The organism is Methylomonas sp. MED-D, assembly GCF_050276835.1.
Classification (GTDB): domain Bacteria; phylum Pseudomonadota; class Gammaproteobacteria; order Methylococcales; family Methylomonadaceae; genus Methylomonas; species Methylomonas koyamae_A.
In genome coordinates this window covers 1,281,501-1,306,085 of the sequence record NZ_CP189965.1, presented here as the reverse complement: position 1 = coordinate 1,306,085, position 24,585 = coordinate 1,281,501, and the positions used below count along the sequence as shown (strand labels likewise).

The 24,585-nt window shown below is 56.8% G+C and carries 19 protein-coding genes; 15 read left to right on the top strand and 4 right to left on the bottom strand.

Annotated elements, in window-relative coordinates; genetic code table 11:
* Positions 1-6 precede the first annotated feature (6 nt).
* Positions 7-1,281 carry a phosphate regulon sensor histidine kinase PhoR gene (phoR, locus tag ACQE3E_RS05690; RefSeq protein ID WP_064030988.1) on the top strand — a complete coding sequence of 425 codons (1,275 nt, stop codon included), beginning with the start codon at positions 7-9 and terminating at the stop codon, positions 1,279-1,281.
* On the opposite strand, the gene ACQE3E_RS05685 is transcribed toward phoR, so the two are convergent.
* Positions 1,278-3,425, bottom strand: coding sequence for a sensor domain-containing diguanylate cyclase (locus ACQE3E_RS05685; protein WP_313728743.1), 2,148 nt, complete (start codon positions 3,423-3,425; stop codon positions 1,278-1,280). The genes phoR and ACQE3E_RS05685 overlap by 4 nt on opposite strands.
* A gap of 167 nt (positions 3,426-3,592) precedes the next feature.
* Here ACQE3E_RS05685 and ACQE3E_RS05680 point away from each other — a divergent pair, with 167 nt between their 5' ends.
* The 9 genes from ACQE3E_RS05680 to ACQE3E_RS05640 all read left to right on the top strand — a co-directional run bounded on the left by ACQE3E_RS05680 (position 3,593) and on the right by ACQE3E_RS05640 (position 13,430).
* Positions 3,593-4,984, top strand: coding sequence for a cytochrome ubiquinol oxidase subunit I (locus ACQE3E_RS05680; protein WP_313728744.1), 1,392 nt, complete (start codon positions 3,593-3,595; stop codon positions 4,982-4,984).
* A complete protein-coding gene (gene cydB, locus ACQE3E_RS05675) occupies positions 4,974-6,047 on the top strand; it encodes a cytochrome d ubiquinol oxidase subunit II (protein ID WP_313728745.1) in 1,074 nt (357 codons plus the stop codon). The genes ACQE3E_RS05680 and cydB overlap by 11 nt, the downstream gene beginning before the upstream one ends.
* A gap of 88 nt (positions 6,048-6,135) precedes the next feature.
* Positions 6,136-6,714, top strand: a complete 579-nt coding sequence (locus ACQE3E_RS05670) for a DUF502 domain-containing protein (protein ID WP_064030992.1) — start codon at positions 6,136-6,138, stop codon at positions 6,712-6,714.
* Positions 6,715-6,758: 44 nt separating this feature from the next.
* Entirely contained in the window at positions 6,759-7,250 is a 492-nt protein-coding gene (locus tag ACQE3E_RS05665; RefSeq protein ID WP_064030993.1) for a CinA family protein, read from the top strand.
* Between the two features lie 93 nt (positions 7,251-7,343).
* Complete coding sequence (locus ACQE3E_RS05660) at positions 7,344-9,302, top strand: sensor domain-containing diguanylate cyclase (protein ID WP_427501306.1); 1,959 nt, start codon at positions 7,344-7,346, stop codon at positions 9,300-9,302.
* A gap of 84 nt (positions 9,303-9,386) precedes the next feature.
* The gene (locus tag ACQE3E_RS05655; RefSeq protein ID WP_313728747.1) at positions 9,387-10,169 is read left to right on the top strand and encodes a M48 family metallopeptidase; all 783 of its coding nucleotides are present in this window, start codon (positions 9,387-9,389) and stop codon (positions 10,167-10,169) included.
* On the top strand, positions 10,169-11,371 hold the full coding sequence (gene dapC / locus ACQE3E_RS05650) for a succinyldiaminopimelate transaminase (protein WP_313728748.1): 1,203 nt from the start codon (positions 10,169-10,171) through the stop codon (positions 11,369-11,371). The genes ACQE3E_RS05655 and dapC overlap by 1 nt, the downstream gene beginning before the upstream one ends.
* Positions 11,372-11,468: 97 nt before the next feature.
* On the top strand, positions 11,469-12,287 hold the full coding sequence (dapD, locus tag ACQE3E_RS05645) for a 2,3,4,5-tetrahydropyridine-2,6-dicarboxylate N-succinyltransferase (protein WP_168032188.1): 819 nt from the start codon (positions 11,469-11,471) through the stop codon (positions 12,285-12,287).
* Between the two features lie 168 nt (positions 12,288-12,455).
* Complete coding sequence (locus tag ACQE3E_RS05640; RefSeq protein WP_313728749.1) at positions 12,456-13,430, top strand: hypothetical protein; 975 nt, start codon at positions 12,456-12,458, stop codon at positions 13,428-13,430.
* Positions 13,431-13,772: 342 nt separating this feature from the next.
* Here ACQE3E_RS05640 and ACQE3E_RS05635 read toward each other — a convergent pair whose 3' ends face one another.
* On the bottom strand, positions 13,773-14,489 hold the full coding sequence (locus ACQE3E_RS05635) for a hypothetical protein (RefSeq protein WP_313728750.1): 717 nt from the start codon (positions 14,487-14,489) through the stop codon (positions 13,773-13,775).
* Between the two features lie 708 nt (positions 14,490-15,197).
* Entirely contained in the window at positions 15,198-17,435 is a 2,238-nt protein-coding gene (locus ACQE3E_RS05630; RefSeq protein ID WP_313728751.1) for a putative bifunctional diguanylate cyclase/phosphodiesterase, read from the bottom strand.
* Between the two features lie 241 nt (positions 17,436-17,676).
* Here ACQE3E_RS05630 and ACQE3E_RS05625 point away from each other — a divergent pair, with 241 nt between their 5' ends.
* The 4 genes from ACQE3E_RS05625 to ACQE3E_RS05610 all read left to right on the top strand — a co-directional run bounded on the left by ACQE3E_RS05625 (position 17,677) and on the right by ACQE3E_RS05610 (position 20,188).
* Complete coding sequence (locus tag ACQE3E_RS05625) at positions 17,677-17,919, top strand: hypothetical protein (RefSeq protein WP_064031000.1); 243 nt, start codon at positions 17,677-17,679, stop codon at positions 17,917-17,919.
* 5 nt (positions 17,920-17,924) lie between these two features.
* The gene (locus tag ACQE3E_RS05620) at positions 17,925-18,266 is read left to right on the top strand and encodes an ArsC family reductase (RefSeq protein WP_168032180.1); all 342 of its coding nucleotides are present in this window, start codon (positions 17,925-17,927) and stop codon (positions 18,264-18,266) included.
* Positions 18,263-19,390 (top strand): succinyl-diaminopimelate desuccinylase, encoded by a 1,128-nt coding sequence (gene dapE / locus ACQE3E_RS05615; protein ID WP_313728752.1) that lies wholly within the window; start codon positions 18,263-18,265, stop codon positions 19,388-19,390. The genes ACQE3E_RS05620 and dapE overlap by 4 nt, the downstream gene beginning before the upstream one ends.
* Positions 19,391-19,459: 69 nt before the next feature.
* The gene (locus ACQE3E_RS05610; protein WP_064031003.1) at positions 19,460-20,188 is read left to right on the top strand and encodes a TIGR00266 family protein; all 729 of its coding nucleotides are present in this window, start codon (positions 19,460-19,462) and stop codon (positions 20,186-20,188) included.
* Positions 20,189-20,200: 12 nt separating this feature from the next.
* Here ACQE3E_RS05610 and ACQE3E_RS05605 read toward each other — a convergent pair whose 3' ends face one another.
* Positions 20,201-22,195: an alpha/beta hydrolase family protein gene (locus tag ACQE3E_RS05605; RefSeq protein ID WP_427501305.1), complete on the bottom strand. Its 1,995-nt coding sequence runs from the start codon at positions 22,193-22,195 to the stop codon at positions 20,201-20,203.
* A gap of 238 nt (positions 22,196-22,433) precedes the next feature.
* Between ACQE3E_RS05605 and ACQE3E_RS05600 the strand changes: the two genes are divergently transcribed.
* Positions 22,434-24,335 carry a tetratricopeptide repeat protein gene (locus ACQE3E_RS05600; protein WP_313728754.1) on the top strand — a complete coding sequence of 634 codons (1,902 nt, stop codon included), beginning with the start codon at positions 22,434-22,436 and terminating at the stop codon, positions 24,333-24,335.
* Positions 24,336-24,585: the final 250 nt, after the last annotated feature.

Below are 24,585 nucleotides of genomic sequence, written 5' to 3'. Positions count from 1 at the left end.
CGTTAGATGCAGCGCTGGCAACGCGAACTGAATATCGTCATTGGCCTATTGATCCCCACGCTGCTGATCAGTGTGTTCTTCGGTCATCTGACCGAACTGCTACTGGCCGTCACGTTACTACTACTGACCAAACAAACCATCAGCATCAACCGCCTGGAGCGCTGGCTAAGCCAGGGCGGCGTTGGCGAACGCACTAACTTCAAAGGGATTTGGGGCGACATTTACTACCACTTGTATAAAATTCGTCGCAGTCAGAAACGCCGTAAGAAAAAGCTCGGCAAGATGTTGGACCGGTTCCGTAAATCCACCGACGCGCTGCCCGATGCCGTCGTCGTGCTGGGCAGCTACGGCGAAATCGAATGGAGCAACAAGGTCGCTCACGAATTTCTGGGCTTGAAAAAGTCCGATACGGGCCATCGGATTCCGAACCTGGTCCGCCATCCGCTGTTTATCCAATACCTAAAGGACCAGGATTACCGACAGAAGATCAGCATCCCCTCGCCGGTCAACGAAAACCTGATTCTGCAAATCGGTATCGTGCCCTACGGCAACGGCTTGCGTTTGCTGATGGCGCAAGACATTACCCACTTAAAGGCCATCGAGCGGATGCGCACCGATTTCGTCGCCAATGTGTCGCACGAACTGCGCACGCCGCTGACGGTACTACGCGGCTATCTGGAAACCCTGCAGGAAATGGAAAACGGTCCGAGCGTTTACACCCGCTCGTTTCAAAATATGTCGGCGCAAACCGAGCGCATGCAAATGCTGATCGACGATCTGCTACTGCTTGCCCGTTTGGAAAGCAAGGCTAAAAAGTCCGAATGCGTCCAGATTGCCGATCTGCTCGGCCAAGTCTGCCACGAGAGCGATTTACTGGAAAAAGACGAACGCCGGGTCACGCTGAGCCTCGCGAGTACCGCCAACCTGCGCGGCGATGCGCTGGAGCTGCGCGGCGCATTCAGCAATCTGCTAGGCAATGCCCTGAAGTATTCGCCGCCGCGCTCGCCGGTACATGTGCGCTGGGACAACTTGCCGGACGGTAGTGTGTATTTGGAAGTCGAGGATTTCGGCCAAGGTATCGCCAACCACGAAATCCCCAGGATTACCGAGCGCTTTTATCGTGCCGACGTCAAACGCAATCAGAAAATTGCCGGGACCGGCCTGGGTTTGGCCATCGTAAAACACGTGCTGGTGCGTCACGACGCCAAATTGGAAATCGAAAGCCAGTTAGGTAAAGGGAGTCGGTTTCGTTGCGTGTTCCCCAAGCAACGGCTGTGTTAAGTGCCGCTAAGCGCGAATTGATTGAAGAAGGCGTAACGCCCGGCTTCGCAACGGCGTAGCGCGTGAATCGCCGAGCGCTGCAAGCCTTCGGCATCCGAGGCATCGACAGGACTCAACGCGATCCCGATACGGCAATTCAACAAGCCGGTCGCCTCCACCCCCGCATAAGGTTTAGCCAAAAGCTCGGCCAAATGGCCGGCCAATTTGGCAATACTATCGAGCTTATCCAACTCGGTCAGCAAAACGGCGAACTCCGCGCCGTCCAAACGGGCGACGATATCGGTTTCGCGAATGCCGCCCACCAAACGTTGCGCCACTTCCTGCAACACACTATCGCCTTTCGCGTAGCCCAGGCTTTCGTTAAGTTCCTTGAAACCGTCGAAACTGACGATCATCAACGCCAATAGCGCACCACTACGTTGGGATTTTTTGACTTCCTGATCCAAGCGGGCATACAACATCCGGCGATTCCCAGCACCGGTCAACGGGTCGAAATTGGCCTGCTGCCACAATTGCTCTTCAGTCAGCTTGCGGTGAGTAATATCGAAAAACACCCCGATCCGCCGCAGTTCCAAGCCGTTGCGATCAAATATCGTGTTAATCGTTAACAGCTCCACATAGAGTTCGCCATTTTTCCGGCGATTCCATATTTCGCCCCGCCATTGCCCGGTCGCTTGAATAGCCGCCCACATTACTTGAAAAAATGCCGCATCGTGGCGCCCCGAACCGAGCATCCTGGCATTTTTACCGATGACTTCCTCGGCCGCATAACCGGTAACATCTGCGAAAGCCGGATTTACCGAGACAATAAGCCCGTCGAGGTCGGTAATCATCATCGCCTCGCTGCAACCTTGGTAGAACAACATCGCCAATTGCCGGTCTTCCTCGGCCAATTTAGAATCAGTCACATCCTGAACGATTCCCGCCATCCGGGCGGGGCGACCTGGCAGGTAGCAGCCGGCGATCCGAATCCAACGCTTTTCGCCATCCGCGCGGCGGATCTCGCATTCGATATCGCAATTGGCGGCCATTCCGATCGCTTGTTGAAAACGCGCGTCCACCGCTTCGCGATGGCCCGGCAACACGTGATCGAGCAACATCTGGTAACTCCAGACCCTACGCATTTGCGAATACCCGAATATCCGATCATGGGTTGGCGTACGTTGCACGTCCTTGCTAGCTAGATCTAAGTCCCACGCGCCAGCGCCGATGGTATCCAACGCAAATCCCATTCGGGCTTCGCTCTGCCGCAAAGCCCGCGTGTACTGTTCTTTGTCGAACAGCATTAACGCGAGCGGGATCCCGACCGCCGCGAAAATCAGTAGATAAAACCAGATACTCAGCAAGCCTTCCTGGACACCGTTGCCGACAAACGGCCCAACGCCGTGCTCGAGGCCCCATAAGGATTGCACCGCGGTCATCGTGATTAACAAGGTTACGCCGTGGCGGCCGAATCGGGCCGCCGCCCAAATGACAAACATAAAAGGCCAGTAGGATTTGGCGAAATCGCCGAACAGATCCGGCCACCACGCCAAAAACACCGTTTGACCACATACCGCGCTAAGCGCGATAAAAGCGAGTGTTTCAGGCAAGCGCTTGGGCGCAAACCAATCCAAGGGCCAATCCTTCCAAATCAGTACCAACGGTGTTAACAATGCCATGCCGAACACATCGGCCATCCACCAGTGCAGCATACTGTCGAACGCACTATCCAGCGCCACATGACCGGCGAACAGCAATATCATCGGCCCGATTAACGCGCTGAATCCGGCACTAAACAGGGCGGCAATGCCCAACCAGACGAAGTCGCGCGGATGTTTCAGAGCTGGTGAAAAGCCAGAGTGGCCGGATAAAAACCAGGCACCCAACCAGGACTCCAACGTGTTACCGACAGCAATGCCGGCGGAAATAGCCAAGGAATCGTCTACCAACAGCCCCGCCAGCAACGCACCGACAAAAACGGCCGGAACGAAGCGCCATCCCCCCAAGATAATTGTAACCAAGCCCAATCCGGACGGAAACCAGACCAAGGTGACGCCACTGGCGTCGGAAAAAAAAGCCAACACCAGCTTGGCCAGTGCCGCATATAGCAGGGCAACCCCGATAACCTTCAAGAATACAGTGACGCCGGATTGTGATTTCATAACGTGACACGGAAAGACACCTGTCCAGAAGTGTACAACAACCGCCCTCATTCACCAGCCCGCGCCCGGCGATTTTTTGCGAGCCGAGTCCGGAAACAAAAACCACCGCCAAAGTTCGCCATGCCTCTATAATTGCCGGCATTTTTGACCCTGCCAAAGAGGTGGACATGATTTCGGAAACCGTTATCGAGCTATCGCGCGGCCAATTCGCGATGACGGCAATCCAGCATTTTCTGTTCATGCCGGTCAGCCTCGGACTATCGTTGCTGCTCGCCCTGCTGGAAACGCTATCCGTCCGCGACGCCCGTTATGCCGCTCTAGCCGCATTCTGGGTCAAACTGTTCGGCATCGGCATGGCACTGACTGCGGCAACCACATTGATCTTGCTCTGCCAATTCGGCAGTCACTGGGCGTATTTTGCCCATTATGCCGGCGATACGATCGGCTTGGCACTTTTGACGGCCTGCGCCGGCTTTTTCGTCACGGCTCAGGCGACCGGCCGTTTACTGTTCGGCGAGCAATGCTTGCCCGGCGTCCGCCGCGCTCTGCTGGCGTGGACCGCGTGTCTGGGTTGCCATGTCGCCCTGCTGGGATTCGTGGCGGCAAATGCCTGGATGCAATACCCAGTCGGCAGCGGCTTCAATCCGCAAACCTTACGGCTGGAATTGACCGATCCGGCCAGTTTGTTTCGAAATCCGGTGATGACTGCAAAATTCCTGCACGCGGCGTTGGCTGGCTACGCAAGCGCCGCCGGGCTGATATTGTCGGTTAGCGCGCTTTGGCGGCGGCAAGGCCGCGAGAGCGGGGCGGCGGCGCTGGGCCACCGATTAGGCGGCGTGATGGGCCTGACCGCCGTGCTGGCAACGATGGCGCTCGGCGATACCGGCATTTTCCAACCCAACAGCCTACAAGCGGGTAAATTCGCGGCTATTCACGGCCTGCCGCCCGACGACTTGATCGCCGAGCATGCCCGACGTACTCTCAACGGCATCGGCGCCTACGAAAAGCTCCAAGCGATCCGCGACGACAACCACGAACCGCGGCTGCTCGCCGATTTCGCCGCCACCCAGGCCGACCTGGGCCATGCCTTATTGCTAAAACATTGGAAAGACGGTGTCAGCGGCGCCAGCGAAGCGCAGATTCAACAAACCGCGCGGGCCAGCGTGCCGCCGTCCGAGCCCATCCGTTGGGGCTACCGAGTCATGGTCGGCTGCGGCGTTTTGCTGGCTCTCAATTTTCTGGCCGGTATCGCCTTCGCGTTCGGCTGGCTAGGCTCCCCCGCGATATTAAAACTCAACTTTTACGCCTTGCCGCTACCTTGGTTGGCCAGCGGCGCCGGTTGGTTTATTGCCGAATACGGCCGCCAACCCTGGATCATCGCCGACGCGCTGCCGACATGGCTGGGCGTATCGCTTGGCAACCCGAGCGATTTATGGACCGGCCTAGGCCTTTACGCGCTGGCGTACGGCGGTTTGTTGAGTCTGGCGCTAATCCTGGTCAAACGAGCCGTCACCGACGGCCTCGGTGCAATCTCGGAGGAAAATCGTCATGACGCTTGATTATTCGATTCTTCGGTTAGCGGCCTGGGCGCTGCTCAGCCTGTTTGCGATCGGCGTCAGCCTAACCGTCTTGGCCGAGCTCGGCGCGGCCAGTTTGCTACCGACGTTAAACGCCAACGAATCGCAACGACGAGCCTTAACCGCGCAATGGGCGGCCGTTACCGCCGGCAATCTGGCTTGGCTGGCGGCGTTGATCGCACTGGTGTTTTTCGGCTGGCCCAGCGTTTACGCGGCGGTGTTTTCCAGTTTTCAAACCTTGTTACCCTTTGTATTGATTCCACTCGCGCTTAGGCCGTTTGCTTTGTATGTCCGCGCCGGTTTGCCTGCCAATTGGTTGGAAAAATGGGACAGGGGCTTGTCTCTCGGGGCGTTGCTGCCGACCTTTCTGCTCGGCGTGATGATAGGCAACCTGATCAAGGGCATTCCGTTTCATCTGCAAAGCGATATGCGGATCGCGCTGCTCGGCAACTTGGGCGGTTTGTTCAACCCGTTTTCAATGTTGGTCGGCGCTGTCGCGTCGGCGGCCGCCGCGAGCTTGGGCGCACTCCAATTACAATTGCACGGCGACTCGGAAATTTCCGAGCGTGCCAAGGCCCTCGCCCTTCCGTTGGGCTTAGCCTTTTTGAGTCTATTCGCCTTGACAGGACTGTGGATCACGCACCTCGAAGGCTACCACGTCACCACCGACATCGCACCGCTCGGACCGTCCAACCCGCTCAGCAAATTCGTCAGACGCGGCGACGGCCTTTGGCTGGACAATTACGAACACGAACCCTCGTTGATCGCGATACCCTCGCTGGTTTTTATCGCCGGTATCGCGATGCTGATCTGTTCGCGCCGTGATAAAGCCTATTGGGCTTCCCTGGCCGCCGCGGTGGCGATGGCGATGCTGGTACTGACGGCAGGCGTGTCGCTCTTTCCGTTTTTGGTCCCGTCCAATATGTCCTTGAACAGCTCGCTAACCCTTTGGGACGCCAGCGCCAGCGAAACCGGGCTGCGCGCGTTGCTAATGTTCGGCGGGATACTGTTTCCGTTGATGGCGATTGCCAGCCGCTGGCGTTAGCGGGAACCCGATGAGTTTGTATCGCTCGAACAAACCTGATAAAACCTTAGTTTCCTGACAACTATAACTACAAAAAGGTAGGCGCAATATGAAGAAAGTCCTGAACCACACCCTGATCGGCGTACTGGCGTTTATTCCGATCATGGTCATCGTCCAAATCGTCCTGTTCGTCAAAGACCGGCTGACCGATTTATTTCAATTCGTTTACGGCTATTCGGACAACTATCTGGTGACCTTTCTACTATTCGCCGCCAGTTTCGCGACCATTACCTACGTCGGCCACCGGGTCAGCCTGGGCCGATTTTCGATTATCGCGATGTTCGAGCACCTGATCGAGCGGATTCCGCTGCTGAGCACCATCTATCGGGTCACCAAAAAATTGGTCAACATGATCGCCGGACATCAGCTTCAGGAACCGCGCGAAGTGGTTTACGTCGAGTACCCGAAGGAAGGCATTTGGGTACCGGCCTATGTCACCAACAAAACCGACGACCGCTACGTGTTGTTCGTACCGACCTCGCCCAACCCAACCTCCGGCTTCGCGGTCATCGTCCACGAATCGAAAGTAATTAAATCGGAGATGAGCATCGAACAAGTCACCAGCTTCATCATCAGCGTCGGCGCCGATTTCGAAAAAGTCGCCGAAATTAAAAAGCTGCCGAGTTAAACCGGTTCGTTCAACGATAGCGCTCAGCCGACCATTTCCCGACAATGACCGACGGCGCCGACACCCTCGCCGCGCGCTTGGGCGCCGCTTTGAAACGGCGAGGCTGGCGCATCGCCGTCGCCGAATCCTGTACCGGCGGAGGGATTGCCCATGCCATTACCGAGGTTGCCGGTAGCTCGGAATGGTTCGACAGAGGTTTTGTGACCTACAGCAACGCCGCCAAGGCGGAGTTGCTGGGAGTGCCGCAAACGACGTTGGACGGTGCCGGGGCGGTCAGCCCGGAAACCGCGCTGGCGATGGTGGCCGGCGCGCTCAGCCATAGTCAAGCCGATTTGGCCCTGGCGGTCACCGGCATTGCCGGCCCGGGCGGCGGCACGCCGGATAAGCCGGTTGGCTTGGTGTATGTCTCGCTACAAACCAGCGGCCAACCTGCCAGCTGCCAACGTAAACACTTCCAGGGTACCCGCCACGAAATTCGCCAACAAACCGTGGATTTCGCGTTGCAATGGGCTTTACAAACCGCCGCTGTGAGTTAGATATTCCCCTACTTTCGCGCAACTTGTAAGAATTTGCTTACAATTCCCGAGACTCCAACTGCGCAACGCGCCCGAATCGCTGATCCGCACACCATGACTATCGTCCCGGCACTTCAAGCCTTTTTCGGAACCACCAGCCAAGATCATCGACGCTGGTGGGGACCGGTCGCCGTCGGCATCGCTTACTATTTGGGCGCGGTATTGGGCGTCAAAGCCTCGGTCATGTCCGAGGGCATCGCAATTTTCTGGCCGCCGAACGCATTTCTGCTGGCGGGTTTTTTGCTGAACCCTCTTAGGATGTGGCCCGCCTACGCGCTAGCGGCGATACCGGCCGAGATCGCCGCGGATCTACCAACCTTCCAACTGCATCAAGCCTTGTTGTTCGTCGCGGTCAACATTCTGGAAGCTCTGATCGCAGCCGGCTTGATTAAGCTCACCTGCCGCTGGCCGTTCAGACTGGACACCCTTCGCCAAGTCGCGATGTTTGGCCTATTGGCTCTGATCATGGCCAGCGGGGTTGCCGGCCTGTTCGGCGCCGCGGTTTACGTGACGACCTCGGCCGACACGGTCTCTTTTTGGAGCGAATGGCGTATCTGGTGGTTTGGCGACAGCCTGGGATTGCTGACGATCACCCCGGTGTTGTTGGGCTGGCTACAGGTTCAATCGAATCTGTGGGACACGCCCCCGGCCGACAGGCCGTTCGAAGCCGCCTTGTTGTTAGCCGCCACGTTACTGGTCGGCTTGTGGGTTTTCTCGTTGCCGGACTATCTGACTACCCGTTATCCGGCCAGCCCCATCCTGATGTTGCCGCTAACGATCTGGGCCGCGGCCCGCTTCGGACTGCGCGGCGCGGCGTCCCTGAATCTACTGATCGCTATGATCGCAATTGCCGGCACGGTTGCCGGTCGCGGCCATTTCGTGTCGATGAATCAAGCCGACAATGTCCTCCGCTTGCAAGAATATCTGGCGGCCTTGGCGTTTTCATCGTTGGCGCTCGCCGCGCTACTACAAGAATTGCAGCAACAAAACGTCCGGCTGCGCGCACTAAGCCGAGCGGTCGAAACCGTGTATGCCGGCATCGTGATTACCGATCCGACCAGCCAGGACAACCCGATTATTTACGTCAACAAAGGCTTCGAAGCCATCACCGGCTACCGACGCCGCGACGCGATCGGCAGAAACCCGCGCTTCTTACAAGACCCCGGCGCGGATGCTCACAAAATTCAGGCGCTGCGTAGCGCGATAGAACAACGCCAACGCATACGCTGCACGCTGCGCAATCGCCGTAAGAACGGCAGCTTGTTTTACAACCGGATGACGATAGACCCGGTGTTGGACGAAGCGGGGCGCGTTAGCCATTTCATCGGGGTTCTGCACGACATCACCGACATCGTCGCCGGCGAGCAAGCTCTGCGAAACGCCCATCGAGAACTGGAATTGATCAATCTGGACCTGGAAAACCGTATCGAACAACGCACCCGCGAATTGAAATCGGCCAACGAGCAACTGGCAATGCTGGCCGCCACCGATCCGTTGACCGGGGCCTACAATCGCCGCCACTTCATGACCCAAGCCAACGCCGAACTCAAACAGGCAAACCGGCACGGCCGAGCACTGTCGTTAATCGCACTGGACATCGATCACTTCAAACAGATTAACGACCATCACGGTCACGGCGTTGGCGATCGCATTTTGATCATGTTGACCGAAACCGTGATGCCGATTTTACGGCCACGCGACTTATTCGCCCGTTTCGGCGGCGAGGAGTTTTGCGTATTACTGCCGGAAACCGGCGTCAAGGAAGCCGGCGCAATCGCCGAACGTCTGCGGGCCGCGATCGCCGAACTGAGTTTCTCGAGCGGGAATGCCGCGCCAATTCAATTTACCATCAGTGCCGGCGTCGCCGAATGCCAGCCCCATGCCTTCGATATCGACACGGTACTGGAACTGGCGGATCGCGCGATGTATGTTGCCAAGCAGGCCGGTCGCAATACCGTCAGAATTCATTCGCCCTTGCAAGCCCCGCCCCGACCGGAACCCGAGCCCGCGTAACAACCCTGCCGGCCAAAAAGCTGCCACTCCAGCGCGCCGGTTGGGCTAAAATGCCGCCTCTGTTCATCCTGCGGAAGTTTCGCCATGTTGAAAAAATCCCTGTTTACCGTTCTCGTCGGCTTACTGAGCGCATGCGCCACCAGTCCTACCGGCAGGAGCCAATTCATTTACATGCCCGACAATCAGGTCGATCAAATGGGCTTGCAAGCCTTCGACAGTATGAAGAGCAAAAATCCGATCAGCCGCAACGCCGATTACAACCAGTTTGCGCAATGCGTTGCACTCGACCTGACCAAGCAAACCGGCGGACAGTGGGAAGTCGTGGTCTTCGAAGACGAAACCCTGAACGCGTTCGCCCTGCCCGGCAACAAAATCGGCGTTCACACCGGTCTGATCAAGCTAGTCGACAATCAAGACCAATTGGCGGCGGTAATCGGCCACGAAATCGGTCATGTGCTCTCCCGCCACAGCAACGAACGCTTGTCGCAAGAGACTGCGGTCAGTACCGGACTCTCGATTGTTCAAGCGGTTACCCAACCGCAGACGGCGCTCGGCCAGACGGCCTTGGGTCTACTCGGCGTCGGTGCCCAATACGGCGTGCTGCTACCTTATAGCCGGGTTCACGAAACCGAGGCCGATACGATAGGTTTGGATTTGATGGCTAAAGCCGGCTTCGATCCCCGCCAAAGCATCAATCTATGGAAAAAAATGGACCAAGCCTCGCAAGGCGGCCAGCCTATCGAGTTCATGTCCACGCACCCATCGCACGGTAGCCGCATCGACAATTTGAACCAACACATGAACCACGCTGTTCAACTTCAGCAACAAGCTAGGAGTCAGGGCAAACAACCGCACTGCACCAAATAATGAATCCGTATTTGTCTCAACTGCACCCCTATCCGTTCGAGAAGCTGGCTGCGTTAAAAAACGGCGTTGTGTCCCCTAGCGATCAACCCCATATTGCGCTGTCTATCGGCGAACCCAAACACGCCACGCCGCACTTCATCCAGGAAGCCCTGCTGCGTCATCTGCACGGGCTGACCCAGTATCCGACCACCAAGGGCTTGCCGGAATTGCGTCAGGCAATTGCCGAGTGGACTTGCCGACGCTTCGCGATTCCGGCCGGCGGCGTCGATCCCGAGACTCAGGTACTGCCGGTCAACGGCACCCGCGAGGCCTTATTCTCACTGGTACAGGCTGTGATCGATCCAGCCGCCAAGCCGGTGGTGATCATGCCCAATCCTTTCTACCAGATCTACGAAGGTGCGGCCTTGCTGGCCGGCGCCGAACCGTATTATCTGAACACCACCGAGGAAAACGGTTATCGGCCGGATTTCGACAGCGTGCCGGAAGCGATCTGGCAGCGCTGCCAGCTGATTTTCATCTGTTCGCCCGGCAATCCGACCGGCACGGTGCTGAGCGAGAGTGACCATCTGAAACTACTGGCGCTGGCGGAAAAACACGACTTCGTGATCGCCTCCGACGAGTGCTACACCGAACTCTACGACGACGAGGCGAACCCGCCGCAAGGCCTGCTGCAAAGCGCCTGGCACGGCGGCAACACCGCGTTCAAGCATTGCGTGATTTTCCAAAGCCTGTCCAAGCGTTCCAACGCGCCCGGCCTGCGCTCCGGTTTCGTCGCCGGCGACGCCGAGGTGTTGAAACAGTATTTCAAATACCGCACCTACCACGGCTGCCCGATGCCGGTGCCGACCCAACACGCCAGCATCGCCGCCTGGAACGACGAGGAACACGTCAAACACAACCGCCAGTTGTACCGCGACAAGTTCACCGCCTTCATCGATATTTTAAAAGACGTCTGCGAGATCAGCCGGCCGCCGGCCAGCTTCTATGTCTGGCTGAAGACACCAATTGATGACTGTGAATTTGCTAAACAATTGTTTGCCCAGCAGAACATTACGGTGTTACCGGGAAGTTATTTGTCGCGCGACAGCGGCGGCATTAATCCCGGTGCCTACCATGTCCGTATCGCCTTGGTTGCGCCGATCGAGGAATGTGTCGAGGCGGCGCAACGCATTAAAGCTTTTCTCAATGAAAACACCGCGTAGGATGTGCTGAACAACGTGAAGCGTATCGGTCGCGAACGATGCGCCTCCTTACGTCGGCACATCCTACATTTGTTTAATCCTTAAACTTAAGAAAACCATGTCAAACCTGGAAACCATCATCAACGACGCCTTCGAAAACCGCGCCGAAATCAGCCCGTCCACCGTCTCATCGGAAGTCCGCGACGCAGTCGCCACCGCATTGAACATGCTGGACAAAGGCGAAGCGCGCGTTGCCGAGAAAAAAGACGGCGACTGGGTCACCAACCAGTGGCTGAAAAAAGCCGTGCTACTGTCGTTCCGCATCAACGAAAACAAGGTCATCGAAAGCGGCGACGTGCGTTACTACGACAAAGTGCCGACCAAATTCGGTCAATACAGCGAAGCCGAATTTGCTCAAGCCGGCGTCCGCGTGGTGCCCAACGCAGTAGCCCGTTACGGTTCCTACATTGCCCCCGGCGCGATCCTGATGCCGTCCTACGTCAACATCGGCGCTTACGTCGATAGCGGCACGATGGTCGATACTTGGGTAACGGTCGGGTCTTGCGCACAAATCGGTAAAAACGTGCATTTATCCGGCGGCGTCGGCATCGGCGGCGTGTTGGAGCCGCTGCAAGCCAACCCGACCATCATCGGCGATAACTGCTTCATCGGCGCCCGCTCCGAAATCGTCGAAGGTGTGATCGTCGAAGATAATTGCGTGGTATCGATGGGCGTCTACATCGGCCAAAGCACCAAGATTTTCAACCGCATGACCGGCGAAGTCAGCTACGGTCGCATCCCGGCCGGCTCCGTGGTCGTCTCCGGCAACCTGCCTTCCAAAGACGGCAGCCACAGCTTGTATTGCGCGGTGATCATCAAGCAAGTAGACGAGAAAACCCGTAGCAAAACCGGGATTAATGAGCTGTTGCGGGATTGATCGTCCTCGGTACTAAACTTTCTCCCGTGCGCCTCACGCGTTAAGATACGAAGCGCACGGACATTGATTGGGACTCCAGCTGGAACACAAAGTGGGACAGCCGAATCCCAGCCATATAGACCAAACAGCATTTTTTAATCCGAATGCCAAATACTTTAAGGAATAGTCATGCGGGTAGCGATCTTAGCGAAAAACGATTTTCGTAGTCCGCGATTTTTGGCCGAAAGCCTGACCCGAATGCTAACTAAGCTGGGTGTGGAGTTTGGCTACTTCCCGAATGCACTCGCGCAATTGGAAGCGATGTCTGAACGAAGCGCATCGACCCGGCATCGTTTCAAAGCAATTTGGGCGGATTTGCAAGGCATCACCCACACCTTACGTAGCTTTGACATTATCATCGTATCCGACACGATAGGAATCTTAGGCCGCCCACAAATCCTCCGCCCACTAAAACAACTCGACAAACCATTATTGTTCTACGAGGTTTTCGCTTACCAAGGCGCCCAATTTTGGCGGGACAAATTCGGGCCTACGGCACACCATGTATTCGACGGATTGTTGACGGTTAGCGGCATTCACGACATCGAACCATTAACAGATCGCCCGATATTCGAAATCGGTCTGGACATCACGCCGCAAGCGACCTTCTTAGCACAGCGACCTTTGACGGCAATGATCGATTTTCCTCGAGAAGGTTACACTGCAGCGCGGCAGACCCAGCTGGAAGCACTACAAACCCTAAATATTCCGGCTCTGGAATTGCGAGGTGAATACACTTTTAGCGAAATCGAAGCCATTTATGCCCAAGTGGGTGTCGCTTTCGTCGCATTTCCAGAGGCCTTTGGCTTACCGATCGTACAAATCCAATATCAAGGTGGATATATCGCCAGCCCTGCTGCAAGTTGGGTTAAACGCCACTCCTTACTTTCGAACGGTCACGTCTATCTCGAGGACAGCGACCGGAAATCATTCTCCAATAATTTTTTGATTTACGGTTCCAAAGACGAGTTGATCGAACAGCTAATCTCAATTAAAAACAATTACGACCCTTGGGCCGTCAGACAAACCATCCTAGAACAACAACCCCAATATATCCACGGCAATTTGAATGCTCTTTGCCGAGCCTTAAAATCCTGTATTTAGTATTCATTCAGCGTGATTTAAAAATAAAACTTGACAGGCTTTTCATAAAGAAGCCATTTCAAGACGGCGTCGTCTGAAAGGCAAGAAATCCACTGTTTACGCGAGCATATCGCATGTACATAGTTTAACCTTGCTTGCGCGACTGCCTAGCCATTCGTTACCGTAAGCTACATGAAAACCAACCTCGAAGGCTAAATTCGGCTTTTCAAACCGGCCTTATAATCACCAATTCAACACCTGCCAGGGCTTCATCTTGACGGGACAACATTGCCCTGGATGCCACGGCCAAAAAAGTGCGGCAATTACTCGCCTTTCCTTTTCGCTTCCCCAGCAATTAAGCGACTATTTCAGAAAACCCAATCGTTCCGCGTGAATTGTAAATGTCATCGCAAATTCCTCACCCTCGCTTAGGCTAAACGGTGCAGGTAAACCATCCGCGCCGAAACGACAACCGATAATCGGCTCGATGCAAACATACTCGGTACTTTTATCGCTCCACACGCCATACGCCAAACACAGCCCTTCCCGCAGCGGTGACAAACCACAGATCATTGCCACGGTATAATCGGCGGTACGAATTGTTGCCGGCTCCGCCAACGATGCCGCGTGGTGAACTTGCAGTTGATCGTGCGGCATCTCCGCGATGTCGATGTGCTCGGGGCCGATGTCGATAACACTGCCCGGCGAGACCGAAAAATAGGGATGAAACCCCGGCCGGATCCAAGCAATATCGGATAACGCTCGAATACGACAGGAGACCGTCAAGACTTTTCCGCCCAATCCGGCGTGTTCCGTCCAATCGGTGATCACTTCGACCTTGCCCCAATCGGTTTCGGCCGTGCCAGCCAAAGTTTTCCGGTGCGGCAAGGTGTTATCACAAGGGGTCATTCGGTATTCGCCATGTTTGATGGCAAACGGCGGCGGCAACGCTTCGAAATTCGGTATACATAAATAAACACCTCCACGCGAACCGCCATCCTGTTTATTCTGCAATGGGGCAATAACATCGGTGTCTTCCAACGGCCAATCGATTAATGTGCCTGTATCGTTAAAGTTCATAGTTAACAGCGCATCCTTTTCTAAGGTGTAATAAATTCAATCTTATAGCAATCATAAACAATGACTCCGCCAACCCATTCGAAATGTCCGGCAAATTAAGAAATCCAAAGCCTTGCATTTTTTACGGGGTTATTTTTTATTCTCGGTGCCGCGCGAAAGAGTTGCGTAAGGGTTCCGGGATGTTCCGGTCACGGAAAAGCGTAATTAATGCGACCAAAATGAGACACACTTTCTCAATGTCAATTTACCGGCCAGATCCATCCCGGCTCTGAAAGAATCACAATAGTAAAAACCGATTCAAACAAACCCCATAAAATAAAAACTTAAAATCGGAATGTTACGCTCAATATCGACAGGATAAACACCAAAAACCGTGGCAACAGGTATTATTCGAGGCTGAATGGTTTTCCGAATATTCCATTTACGGCATCTATGTTGAAGAGATTCTAAAACCCGCTAATATTCGCTTAATGACGACTCCGATTTATCAAGGCATCTGGAGTCAACAAGATTTCGAAAACCTCATTGCCGGAAATCTGCAACTCGACCCATCCGTGGTGTGTATAGCCGTGCAATCGAATTTATCGATAGCTCCGGAGGAGTATAGCGATCGACTTGACGACTTTATTCGACATCAACAATAAGCGGTATTCACTCGACGCTGTCGAAGACTTGCAAACGCCTGAACCCAACCGGGTTGGTCGAAAATTAGCCAACCCTAGCCAACATAGCTTCGAAATCCGCTACGCTCAACGGCTTGGCAAACCAATAGCCCTGGGCGAAATCGCAGCCGGCCGCGCTTAACAAGTCCCGCTGTTCTCGAGTTTCGACGCCCTCGGCTATCACTTGCATCCCCAAGCGGTGCGCCATCGTCACGATGGCTTCGCAGAGTACCAGATCGCTGGAGTCCGGCGCCAGATTACGCACAAACGATTGGTCGATTTTCAAGTAATCGATGTCGAACTTTTTTAAATACGACAACGATGAATAACCGGTACCGAAGTCGTCGATCGCTACTTGGATACCGGCATCCCGAAACGCCAATAGCTTGTTTGAAACCTGCTCGTCCGCATCCAGCAGCAAGCCTTCGGTGATCTCGACCACGATGCTGTGACCGGATAAACCCAAGCCGACCAAATACCCCACCCAGTCTTCGTCACCCTTGAATTGCAGCGGCGACTTGTTCACGCTGATTTGAAAATCGGCGCCATACGCGGCTTGCCAGACCGCGACCTGTTCGACCGCGCGCTCGAACACCCAGCCGCCTATCTCCCGGATCAAGCGGGTTTCCTCCGCCAGTGGAATGAATTCGGCCGGACTGATGAACCCGCGTTGCGGATGTTGCCAACGAATCAAGGCCTCGGCCTTGCGAATTCGCCCGGTCGCTAGCTCGACAATAGGCTGATAAACCAAATGGAATTGACCGCGGGCCAAGGCTTCGCGCAAATCGCTGGAAGTCCTGGAACGATGTTCGGCGGCGATTTGCAGGGCTGGCGTAAAATAGCGCCAGGCATTGCGCCCCTGGTTCTTGGCGGCGTACATGGCCTGATCGGCATATTTCAGCAGAGCGTCGATGCCGACGGCATCGTCCGGGAACAGGGCGATACCGATACTGGCGGACAGATAGCTGGCGGCCCCATCCAGCACGAAAGGCGCGGCCAATGTATCCAAAAACGTTTGCGCGGTTTGCTCGACGCATTCGTTGTCGGCGATGTCGGGCAAGATCAACGTGAACTCGTCGCCGCCCAAACGGGCCAATACGTCGTTTGGACCGGCGCAAGCCTGCAAACGCTCGCCGGCGGCCTTTAGCAGGGCGTCGCCATAGGCATGGCCGACCGTGTCGTTGACTTCCTTAAATCGATCCAGATCGATCAACAGCAGCGCCAACCGACCTCCGTTGTGGAGGGCGGCCTTGATCGCTTGCTCCAGACGGTCATAAAAACGGTTACGGTTCGGCAAACCGGTCAGCGCATCGTAATTCGCTTGCCGCCAAATGATTTCGTCACTGCGTTTCTTGTCGCTGAGGTCGGAAAAGATGCCCAGATAGTGACCCAGCTTCCCGTCTCCGCCGTTGATCGCGGTAATGCTTAGCCATTCGGGATAAACCCGACCGTCGCGGGCTTTGTTCCAGATTTCGCCTTGCCAATAACCGTTGGAGGCCAAGCTTTGCCACATTTTTTGGTAAAACGCGGGACCGTGCCGTCCAGCCGATAGCAGCGACGGATTCTTGCCCTTGACTTGGTCGAGCGCGTATCCGGTAATGCGGGTAAATGCTCGGTTGACCGAAACGATGCGGTTGCCGGCATCGGTGATCATGATCCCTTCGGTACTGTACTCGAACACCTTACCGGCCAGATGCAGCTGTTCATTGGCTCTACGCTGCTCCAGCACGATGCCGACAATGAAAGCGCCGATTTCCAACAACTTGTGATGGAACGGGCTAGGCAGGCGATGTTCGAAGCTGGACAGCGCGAACGAACCGATCACCCGGCCGCCCTTGCCTCGTATCGGCATCGACCAACAGGCACCGATGTTGAAATTGCAGGCCAGTTGGCGAAGGTCCTGCCAACGCGGGTCGGTATGGGTATTTTCGACGAAAACCGGTTCTCGCCGAAATACCGCGTTCCCGCAAGAACCCGCACCAGGTCCAGGTCGCAAACCGTTCAGTTGGGCGACGCCCTCGACCGGAACACTGGGCGCCGCGAACACGTGCAAACGTTGGCCTTCGTCGTCCAATAACATCACCGAAGCGACCGCATTGGGCAACAACTGCTCTTCCAGCAAACAAATTTGCCGACACACTTCGACGGCATCGTAACCCAGGGCCACCAACCGCAGAATATCCTGCTGCAATTGCAAGATACGGGCTTGATCGCCGCAATCTAATGCCATGTATTCGACACCTTGATTTGTTGCCTGAAATTCGCTGCCGGGATGGGTTTGCATGCTACTGTCGAGAGACTCCTTAACCGGCCGGCCAAGCGCCACAGCCTTATACCGGGCATTTTCGCATGATTTGCAGCGTTTTTTCGATATACCTCCGAAGGGTGGCTCCAAAAACGGGCAAGCGCCGCCACCCGGAAAATGGTACTCTAGAGGCAATCTGTTCAAGGATTCTCGCCCGACGCACGGAGCGTCCCGCCAACAGCAAACATTCCTTTCCGATCAACTCAATTCGAATCTAGCCATGGCCGAAAACATCTCCAATAACGCACTGATCCTCGCCCTGCTGTCGCTGAACGGCGAAATTGCCATTCAAAAAGACTATCTGGACTCCGGCGAAATCCCGGAAGACGAAGTCGCCGACGAGGAAGAAGTCCTCGACGACCTCGAACAAGCCTTCATGGAATTCGTCGACGTCTACAAAGCTCGCGCCAAGGCCGACGAGACCCTGCCTAGCCTGGAAGAATTGCTGGCCGGAGACGCCTGACAGCCATGCTCGTGCTTTACGGAATCAAAAACTGCGATACCGTCAAGAAGGCGCGCGCCTGTCTGGACGGACGCGGCGTGAATTACCGCTTCCACGATTTCCGAGTTGACGGCTTGGATGAAGCCCTGCTGCGACGCTTTGTCGCCGACGCCGGCTGGAACACGGTGTTGAATCAGCGCAGCACCAGCTGGCGCTCGTTGAGCGACGCGCAAAAAGCCGATCTGGACGAAACCAAGGCCGTGGCGCTGATGCTGGAATTGCCGACGCTAATCAAGCGGCCGATACTCGACGACGGGCAACAATTGATCGTCGGCTTCGCCGCCGATCGTTATCCAAGCGCATCATGAGCGAAACCCTGACTTTGCTGCAGGCGTTGATTCGCCGAGCCTCGGTGACGCCCGCCGATGCCGGTTGCCAGGACGTCTTGGCCGAACGCCTGGCTCCGCTGGGCTTTAAGGACGAGCGTCTGAATTTCGGCGACACCCAAAATTTGTGGCTACGCAAAGGCACCCAGGCACCGCTACTAGTGTTCCTCGGCCACACCGACGTAGTGCCGCCCGGCCCGCTGGAGAAGTGGGACAGTCCGCCGTTCGAGCCGACGCTACGCGACGGCAAACTCTACGGTCGCGGCAGCGCCGACATGAAGGGCAGCATCGCCGCCTTCGTCACCGCTGTGGAAGGTTTTATCGCCGAACACCCCGAGCATCGCGGCTCGATCGCGCTGTTGATGACCAGCGACGAGGAAGGCCCGGCCACCGACGGCGTGGTCAAGGTCGTCGAGGTTTTGCAAGGCCGCGGCGAAACCATGGACTGGTGTCTGGTCGGCGAACCGTCCAGCGCGGCCAAACTCGGCGACGTGATACGGGTCGGCCGGCGCGGTTCCTTGAATGCCAAACTGACAGTGTTCGGCATTCAGGGTCACGTTGCCTACCCGGAGCTGGCCGACAACCCAATTCATCGTTTCGCGCCGGCCTTGCAGGCGCTGACCGAGGAAATCTGGGACCACGGCAACGCCTTCTTCCCGCCAACCCGCTTACAGGTCTCCAACTTGACTTCGGGTACCGGCGCCGAAAACGTGATTCCGGGCGAACTGGTCGCCCAATTCAATTTGCGCTTCAGCACCGAACTGGACGAAGCCACGATCAAGACCCGCACTGCGGCGATTCTAGACCGCTTCGGTTTACGCTATCAACTGGACTGGCGCTTATCGGGCCACCCGTTTCTGACCGCCCAAGGCGAATTGAAAGAAGCCACCCATGCGGCTATCGAACACATTTGCGGTTATGCGACCCGAGACGACACCGGCGGCGGCACTTCCGACGGCCGCTTCGTCGCGCAGACCGGCGCGCAAGTCATCGAATTGGGCCCGATCAACGCCAGCATTCACAAAATCAACGAACACATCGATCTGGCCGATCTGGAGCGCCTGAGTTCGCTCTACCGACAAATTCTGATCAATCTACTGGCCTGATCCAGTTCCGGCCGGCCGGCATTCGGCTGACCGGTCAACCATTCAGCCACTATCCCCGAGGAGGACAGCATGCGTTGCCACGAAGTCGATTACCACATTGTCGGCCATGACATACAAATGGTCGAAATCGAACTGGACCCCAACGAAACCGTGATCGCCGAAGCCGGCGCGATGACCTACATGGAGCAGGACATCGACTTCGAAACCAAAATGGGCGATGGCTCCGGCGGTGTGATGGACAAGCTGTTCGGCTTGGGCAAGCGCATGCTGACCGGCGAATCGGTGTTCCTGACCCACTTCAGCAATCGCGGCGGCCAAAAACGCAAGGTGGCCTTTTCCGCGCCGTTTCCCGGCTCGGTGATCCCGCTGAATCTGGCCGAGCTTGGCGAGGAAGTCATCTGCCAGCGCACCGCCTTTCTGGCCGCCGCCTTCGGCACCCAGGTGGACATCGCCTTCAACAAACGCCTGGGCAGCGGCTTTTTCGGCGGCGAAGGCTTTATTCTGGAGCGCTTGCGCGGCGACGGCATGGCCTTCATTCATGCCGGCGGCACCATCGTCCGCAAGGATCTGCGCAACGAAACCCTGCGTTTGGATACCGGCTGCCTGGTGGCTTTCAGCGGCGACATCGATTACGGTATCGCGATGAGCGGCGGTTTGAAAAGCATGCTGTTCGGCGGCGAAGGCTTGTTTCTGGCGACGCTGTCCGGCACCGGCTCGGTCTGGGTGCAAAGCATGCCGTTCTCGCGCTTGGCCGAGCGGGTACTCAGCCAGTCGCGACCAATTCAGGACAGCGAATAAGCCGGAACCCGGCTAGCGAAAACGCCGCAAAAACGCGTCCATTTCGCCGAAAAACCGCAAGCGGTCTTCCTCGCGGGTCAGATAGTGATCCGCGTCTTCCATTTCGACGTAGCGCACATCCTTAAATCCGGCGCTGGCCAACGCGTCGGCCATGTCCCGCGAATGGCCGACATTGACGGTCCAGTCGCCGACCCCATGCGCCAACAGCAGCGGCGTGTGCAAACGGGCGGCTTGCTCGACCGGAGAAGTATCCTTCAAACGCGCCCTATCGCTCCACCAATGGCCCAAGGTTTTTTCGGCCATTTCGGCGCGCAAGCGATGATCCTGCCAACGCATGTCGCCCCACTCGTCCAGCAAGCGTCGTAAATCGGTGACCGGTGCTAGACTGACCGCGCAACGGTACAGCTCCGGGGTTTTGATCGCCCCCATCAACGCGGCGTAACCGCCGTAACTGGCGCCGACGATGCAGACTTTCGCCGGATCGACCAATTTTTGCTCGGTCAACCAGCGTACGCCGTCGGTAATGTCGTCCTGCATTTCCAGGCCCCAACGCCGAAATCCGGCAGTCTCGAAGTCGTTGCCGTAACCGGCCGACCCCCGAAAATTCAACTGCAGCACAGTCCAGCCGCGATCGGCCAGAAATTGCGTCCACGGATTGAAGCCGTGACTGTCTCGCGACCACGGCCCGCCGTGCGGGAACACGACGGCCGGGCCGGCGGTGGCGCCGGCTTGGCGCGGCTTGGTTAAATAGCCTTCCAGCTCCAAACCGTCACGCGCCTTGAAATGCACGATTTCAGATGCCGCCAACGTTTGATTCGCGAGCAGTGGGTAGCTGTCGATCAGCCGCCCCATTTGATTGTTATGCATGTTTAACCAGTAATAGGCCGGCGCGTGCGATGGTCCCGACGACAATACGATGACTTGGTTGCCGGCGCTGCTGATCACCGCGTTATCCCGATCCGGCAAGGCTTGATCGATCTTGGCCTGTGCCAAGCGGGCATCCTCGTCCCAAAACACCGACTTCGCGGTGGCGGCCCGGTAATGCACGCCGAGCACCCGATTGCCGGCCGACGAATACATCAAACCGCCCGTCACGTCGTAGCGCGGGTCGGCGTATACCAGTTCCGGAGCGCTCTTGGGCGCGGACAAATGCATCCGAAAGATCGCCGACCTACCCTGGTGCGGGCCGCGTAAATACAGGATATCCGGGTCGGCGTCGAAGCCCAAGGGCTGCATGCCGTCTTCGTTCACCGCGTCATGCTCGAATAATGTTTGCCAATCGCCGCCCGCCGCGGAGCGATACACAACCCGCTCGGTACTGCCTCCGACCAAGCCCAGGCCGACCCGAACGTGGCCTTGCAAATCAGCCAGCCAACGCCTGACATAACCGGGGTTGCCGGCCACGGTTTCCCGCTCGCCACTGTAAACATCCAAACGATACACGTCAGGCGCGCCTTGCTGGCGTTCGTCCAGCATCAGCAAGATGTGACGCTCATCGCCGGGGATCAAGGCGTAGGCATCCTGAAATTGCGGAATATGCCGCCGACCGCCGAACACCGGATCTTGAAACCTGACCAGATCGCTCTTCAATTCGCTGCCGTCGCGGTTAATCGCAAACAAGCGAGTCTGGGTGAATTTCAAATCGGACACCCGATCCGGATACCACATCCTGACCAACAGCCGTTGATTGTTAACCCAGGTAAAGCCGCGTATATGGTATTTCTGGTTATCGGACGTAATCACCACCCGACTATCGCCGCCGCTACGATTTTGGGTAACCAGTGCACTATGGCCGTCGGTATTTTGAATAAAGGCCAGATAATCGCCGCTGGGCGACAGCGTCAAATCCTCGATCAGCGGCAAGGCCGCAAAGGCCTTAACCGGCAATTCGCCAGGTCTCGCGGCCGCCACCGGCAAAGGTTCGTTCGCCGGCCGGGAACCGCCGCAAGCCACCAACCCAACCAGCCACGGAATCAGCGCCACGCGGCGCGCGAATCGTCCTTTCACAGTCACTCCTACACGGTTAAACATCATCGGCCGCCAGTGCGGGCCGGCGCATTCTAACAAACCTGGCAGCCTAGTTAGGCCGTTATTTTTACCGCCGTTTAGATGCCGGCCCGGAGCGGGTTCGCAATTGTTCCAGTCCGACCTCGCCTGGCCAGAGCGGAAAACGCCAAGATTTCGCAACCTGGTCTAAGCTACTAACAATTTAACTAGGCTGCCGGCAATCCGGCAATTAACTGCCATGACTGATATCGATCCCGATTTTCCGCCACCAGAGCCGACGTCGCTACGTCTGATGTTATTACTTCTGCTGCTGGGCTTGACCGCCGGCCTAGCGCTGGCCTGGACCTTTTTACAACCCTCCTCGGCGCCGGAGCCGCCGACCCGCATCATTCAACCGATCTTGCCGCCACCCGCGCCCACCTCGACCTTGGATATCGCCACCGAAGCCGATAAATTACTGGCCGGCCGCGACATCGTTCCCACGCTGGCCGACCAAGCCGCGCAAGCCAGGCAAGCCCTGCTCGCCGGCGATTTCGCCGCCGCCGGCCGGGCATTGGAAGTCCAATTAACGCAAAGCCGCATCCAGGACTGGGGCTTTGCCCCTTTCGACCGCTTCGTCAAGCTGATGGTCGTACCCGGCAATACCGCGCTGCTGCAACGCCTGGACCAATGGTTGGCGCAAGACCAACCGCCGGCCCTAGCCTACTTGCTGCGCGCCCAATACCATTACGACACCGGCTGGCGCATCCGCGGCCACGACTACGCCGCCAAAGTCTCCATGCGGCACAGAGGCGGCTTCGAGGTCGAAAACTCGCTGGCCGCCACCGACATCGCTCAAGCCATCGTCCGCGACGACGCCAATCCCTATAGCCGCTATTTGCTGCTGGCCATCCTGCAAGGCTACGGCAACTCGTTGGCGATGGACGGCGCCTTTCGTCTGGCGATCCGCCGCTTCCCGGACTACTACCCGCTCTACCGAGTGCAACTGAATACCTTGACGCCCAAATGGGGCGGCTCGGTGGCCGAGATGCTGGCGTTTACTCAGGAGTACGTCGATTCGGCCGCCGCCATATCGCCATTGAAACTGCTGTATTTGAATCTCTACGAAGATCTGCTGGATATTGCTGGGGCCGAATGCTTTGCGCTGGCGCCGGAAAAACGCGCCGATTGTATCGATCAGGCCCTGCGCAACGTGGCGGCCGGCCGGGACCTGCAAGCCGACATCCGCCAAGCGCTAGCCTTGTATACCCCACAAAACAGCCTGACCTTTGGCGCCGCGCTGGAACCCATCCTGGCCGGTATCGCCCGCACCGAAGGCAACGAACGTCAAGCCAACAACCTGTTGCAACTGACCGCCGAAAGCATGGGCCACAACATCGAACTGGCCGCGACCGACACCAGTCGCAACCACTTCATGTTGGACCAACAGATCGGCGCGGTTTGGTACCGAGCCGGCCATTACGCCAACGCCGAAACCCTGTACCGACGGGCGCTGGCCGACCTGGACCGCACTGCGTTTCCAAACGCAACCCAGAAAAATGCGGCAACCGCCGCCATTTACGACCGCTTGGCCGGCATTTACAACGCCAATAAACAATACGAACAAGTCCTCGTCTATCAAAGCGCCGCCGAAAAGCTGGCGGGGATTTATCGCAAGGACTGGAGCCATTTGCAATGCACCGCGCTGGTCAAATTGAAGCGCTATCAAGAGGCGGTGCGCGCCTGCGGTGCGCAGATCGACCGCGGCAACGACTGGCAAGCGTTGTCCCGGCGCGGCGAAGCTTACGAGGCGCTGGGCCAGACCGACGCCGCGCTGGCCGATTATGCCGAAGTCGCAAACTCCGAGCAAGACGGCCGCGCTTACGCCGCCATTCAAATCTCAGTGCTTTACGCCAAGCGCAACGATATGCCGAACATGCTGGCCACGTTAAACCGCTACGACTTCTTATACGACGCCGACCAAGTATCCAGACAGGACGTAGCGATCGCCTACAACAACCGCTGCTACGCCAAAATGCAATTGGGACAGAACGAAGCCGCACTGAAAGACTGCGACGCCTCGCTGGAGTACGGCAATCTGCCGGATGCCCGCGCCAAGCAACAAGACTTGCAAAAGCGCCTGTCGGCCGGCCGGGTTTAACCCAAGGTATACCAATCTTGCGGACATAAAAAAGCCCACGTAAAGTGGGCTTCGTCCGGTGTTGTTTTTTATGTTTTCTGGACGCCTACCGCCAATGTCGATAGGTTAATTGCTTGCGCTCTTATTATTATTGTACCGTTTACACGGTTGCGTTCTCCCCCCTCAAAAGACGCCGAGCTTTTGGCTCGTTTTGACCTAAGTCAAGGTTGGCGCATTCTAGTGAACTAAAACCGCTTTGTCCAGAAAAAGT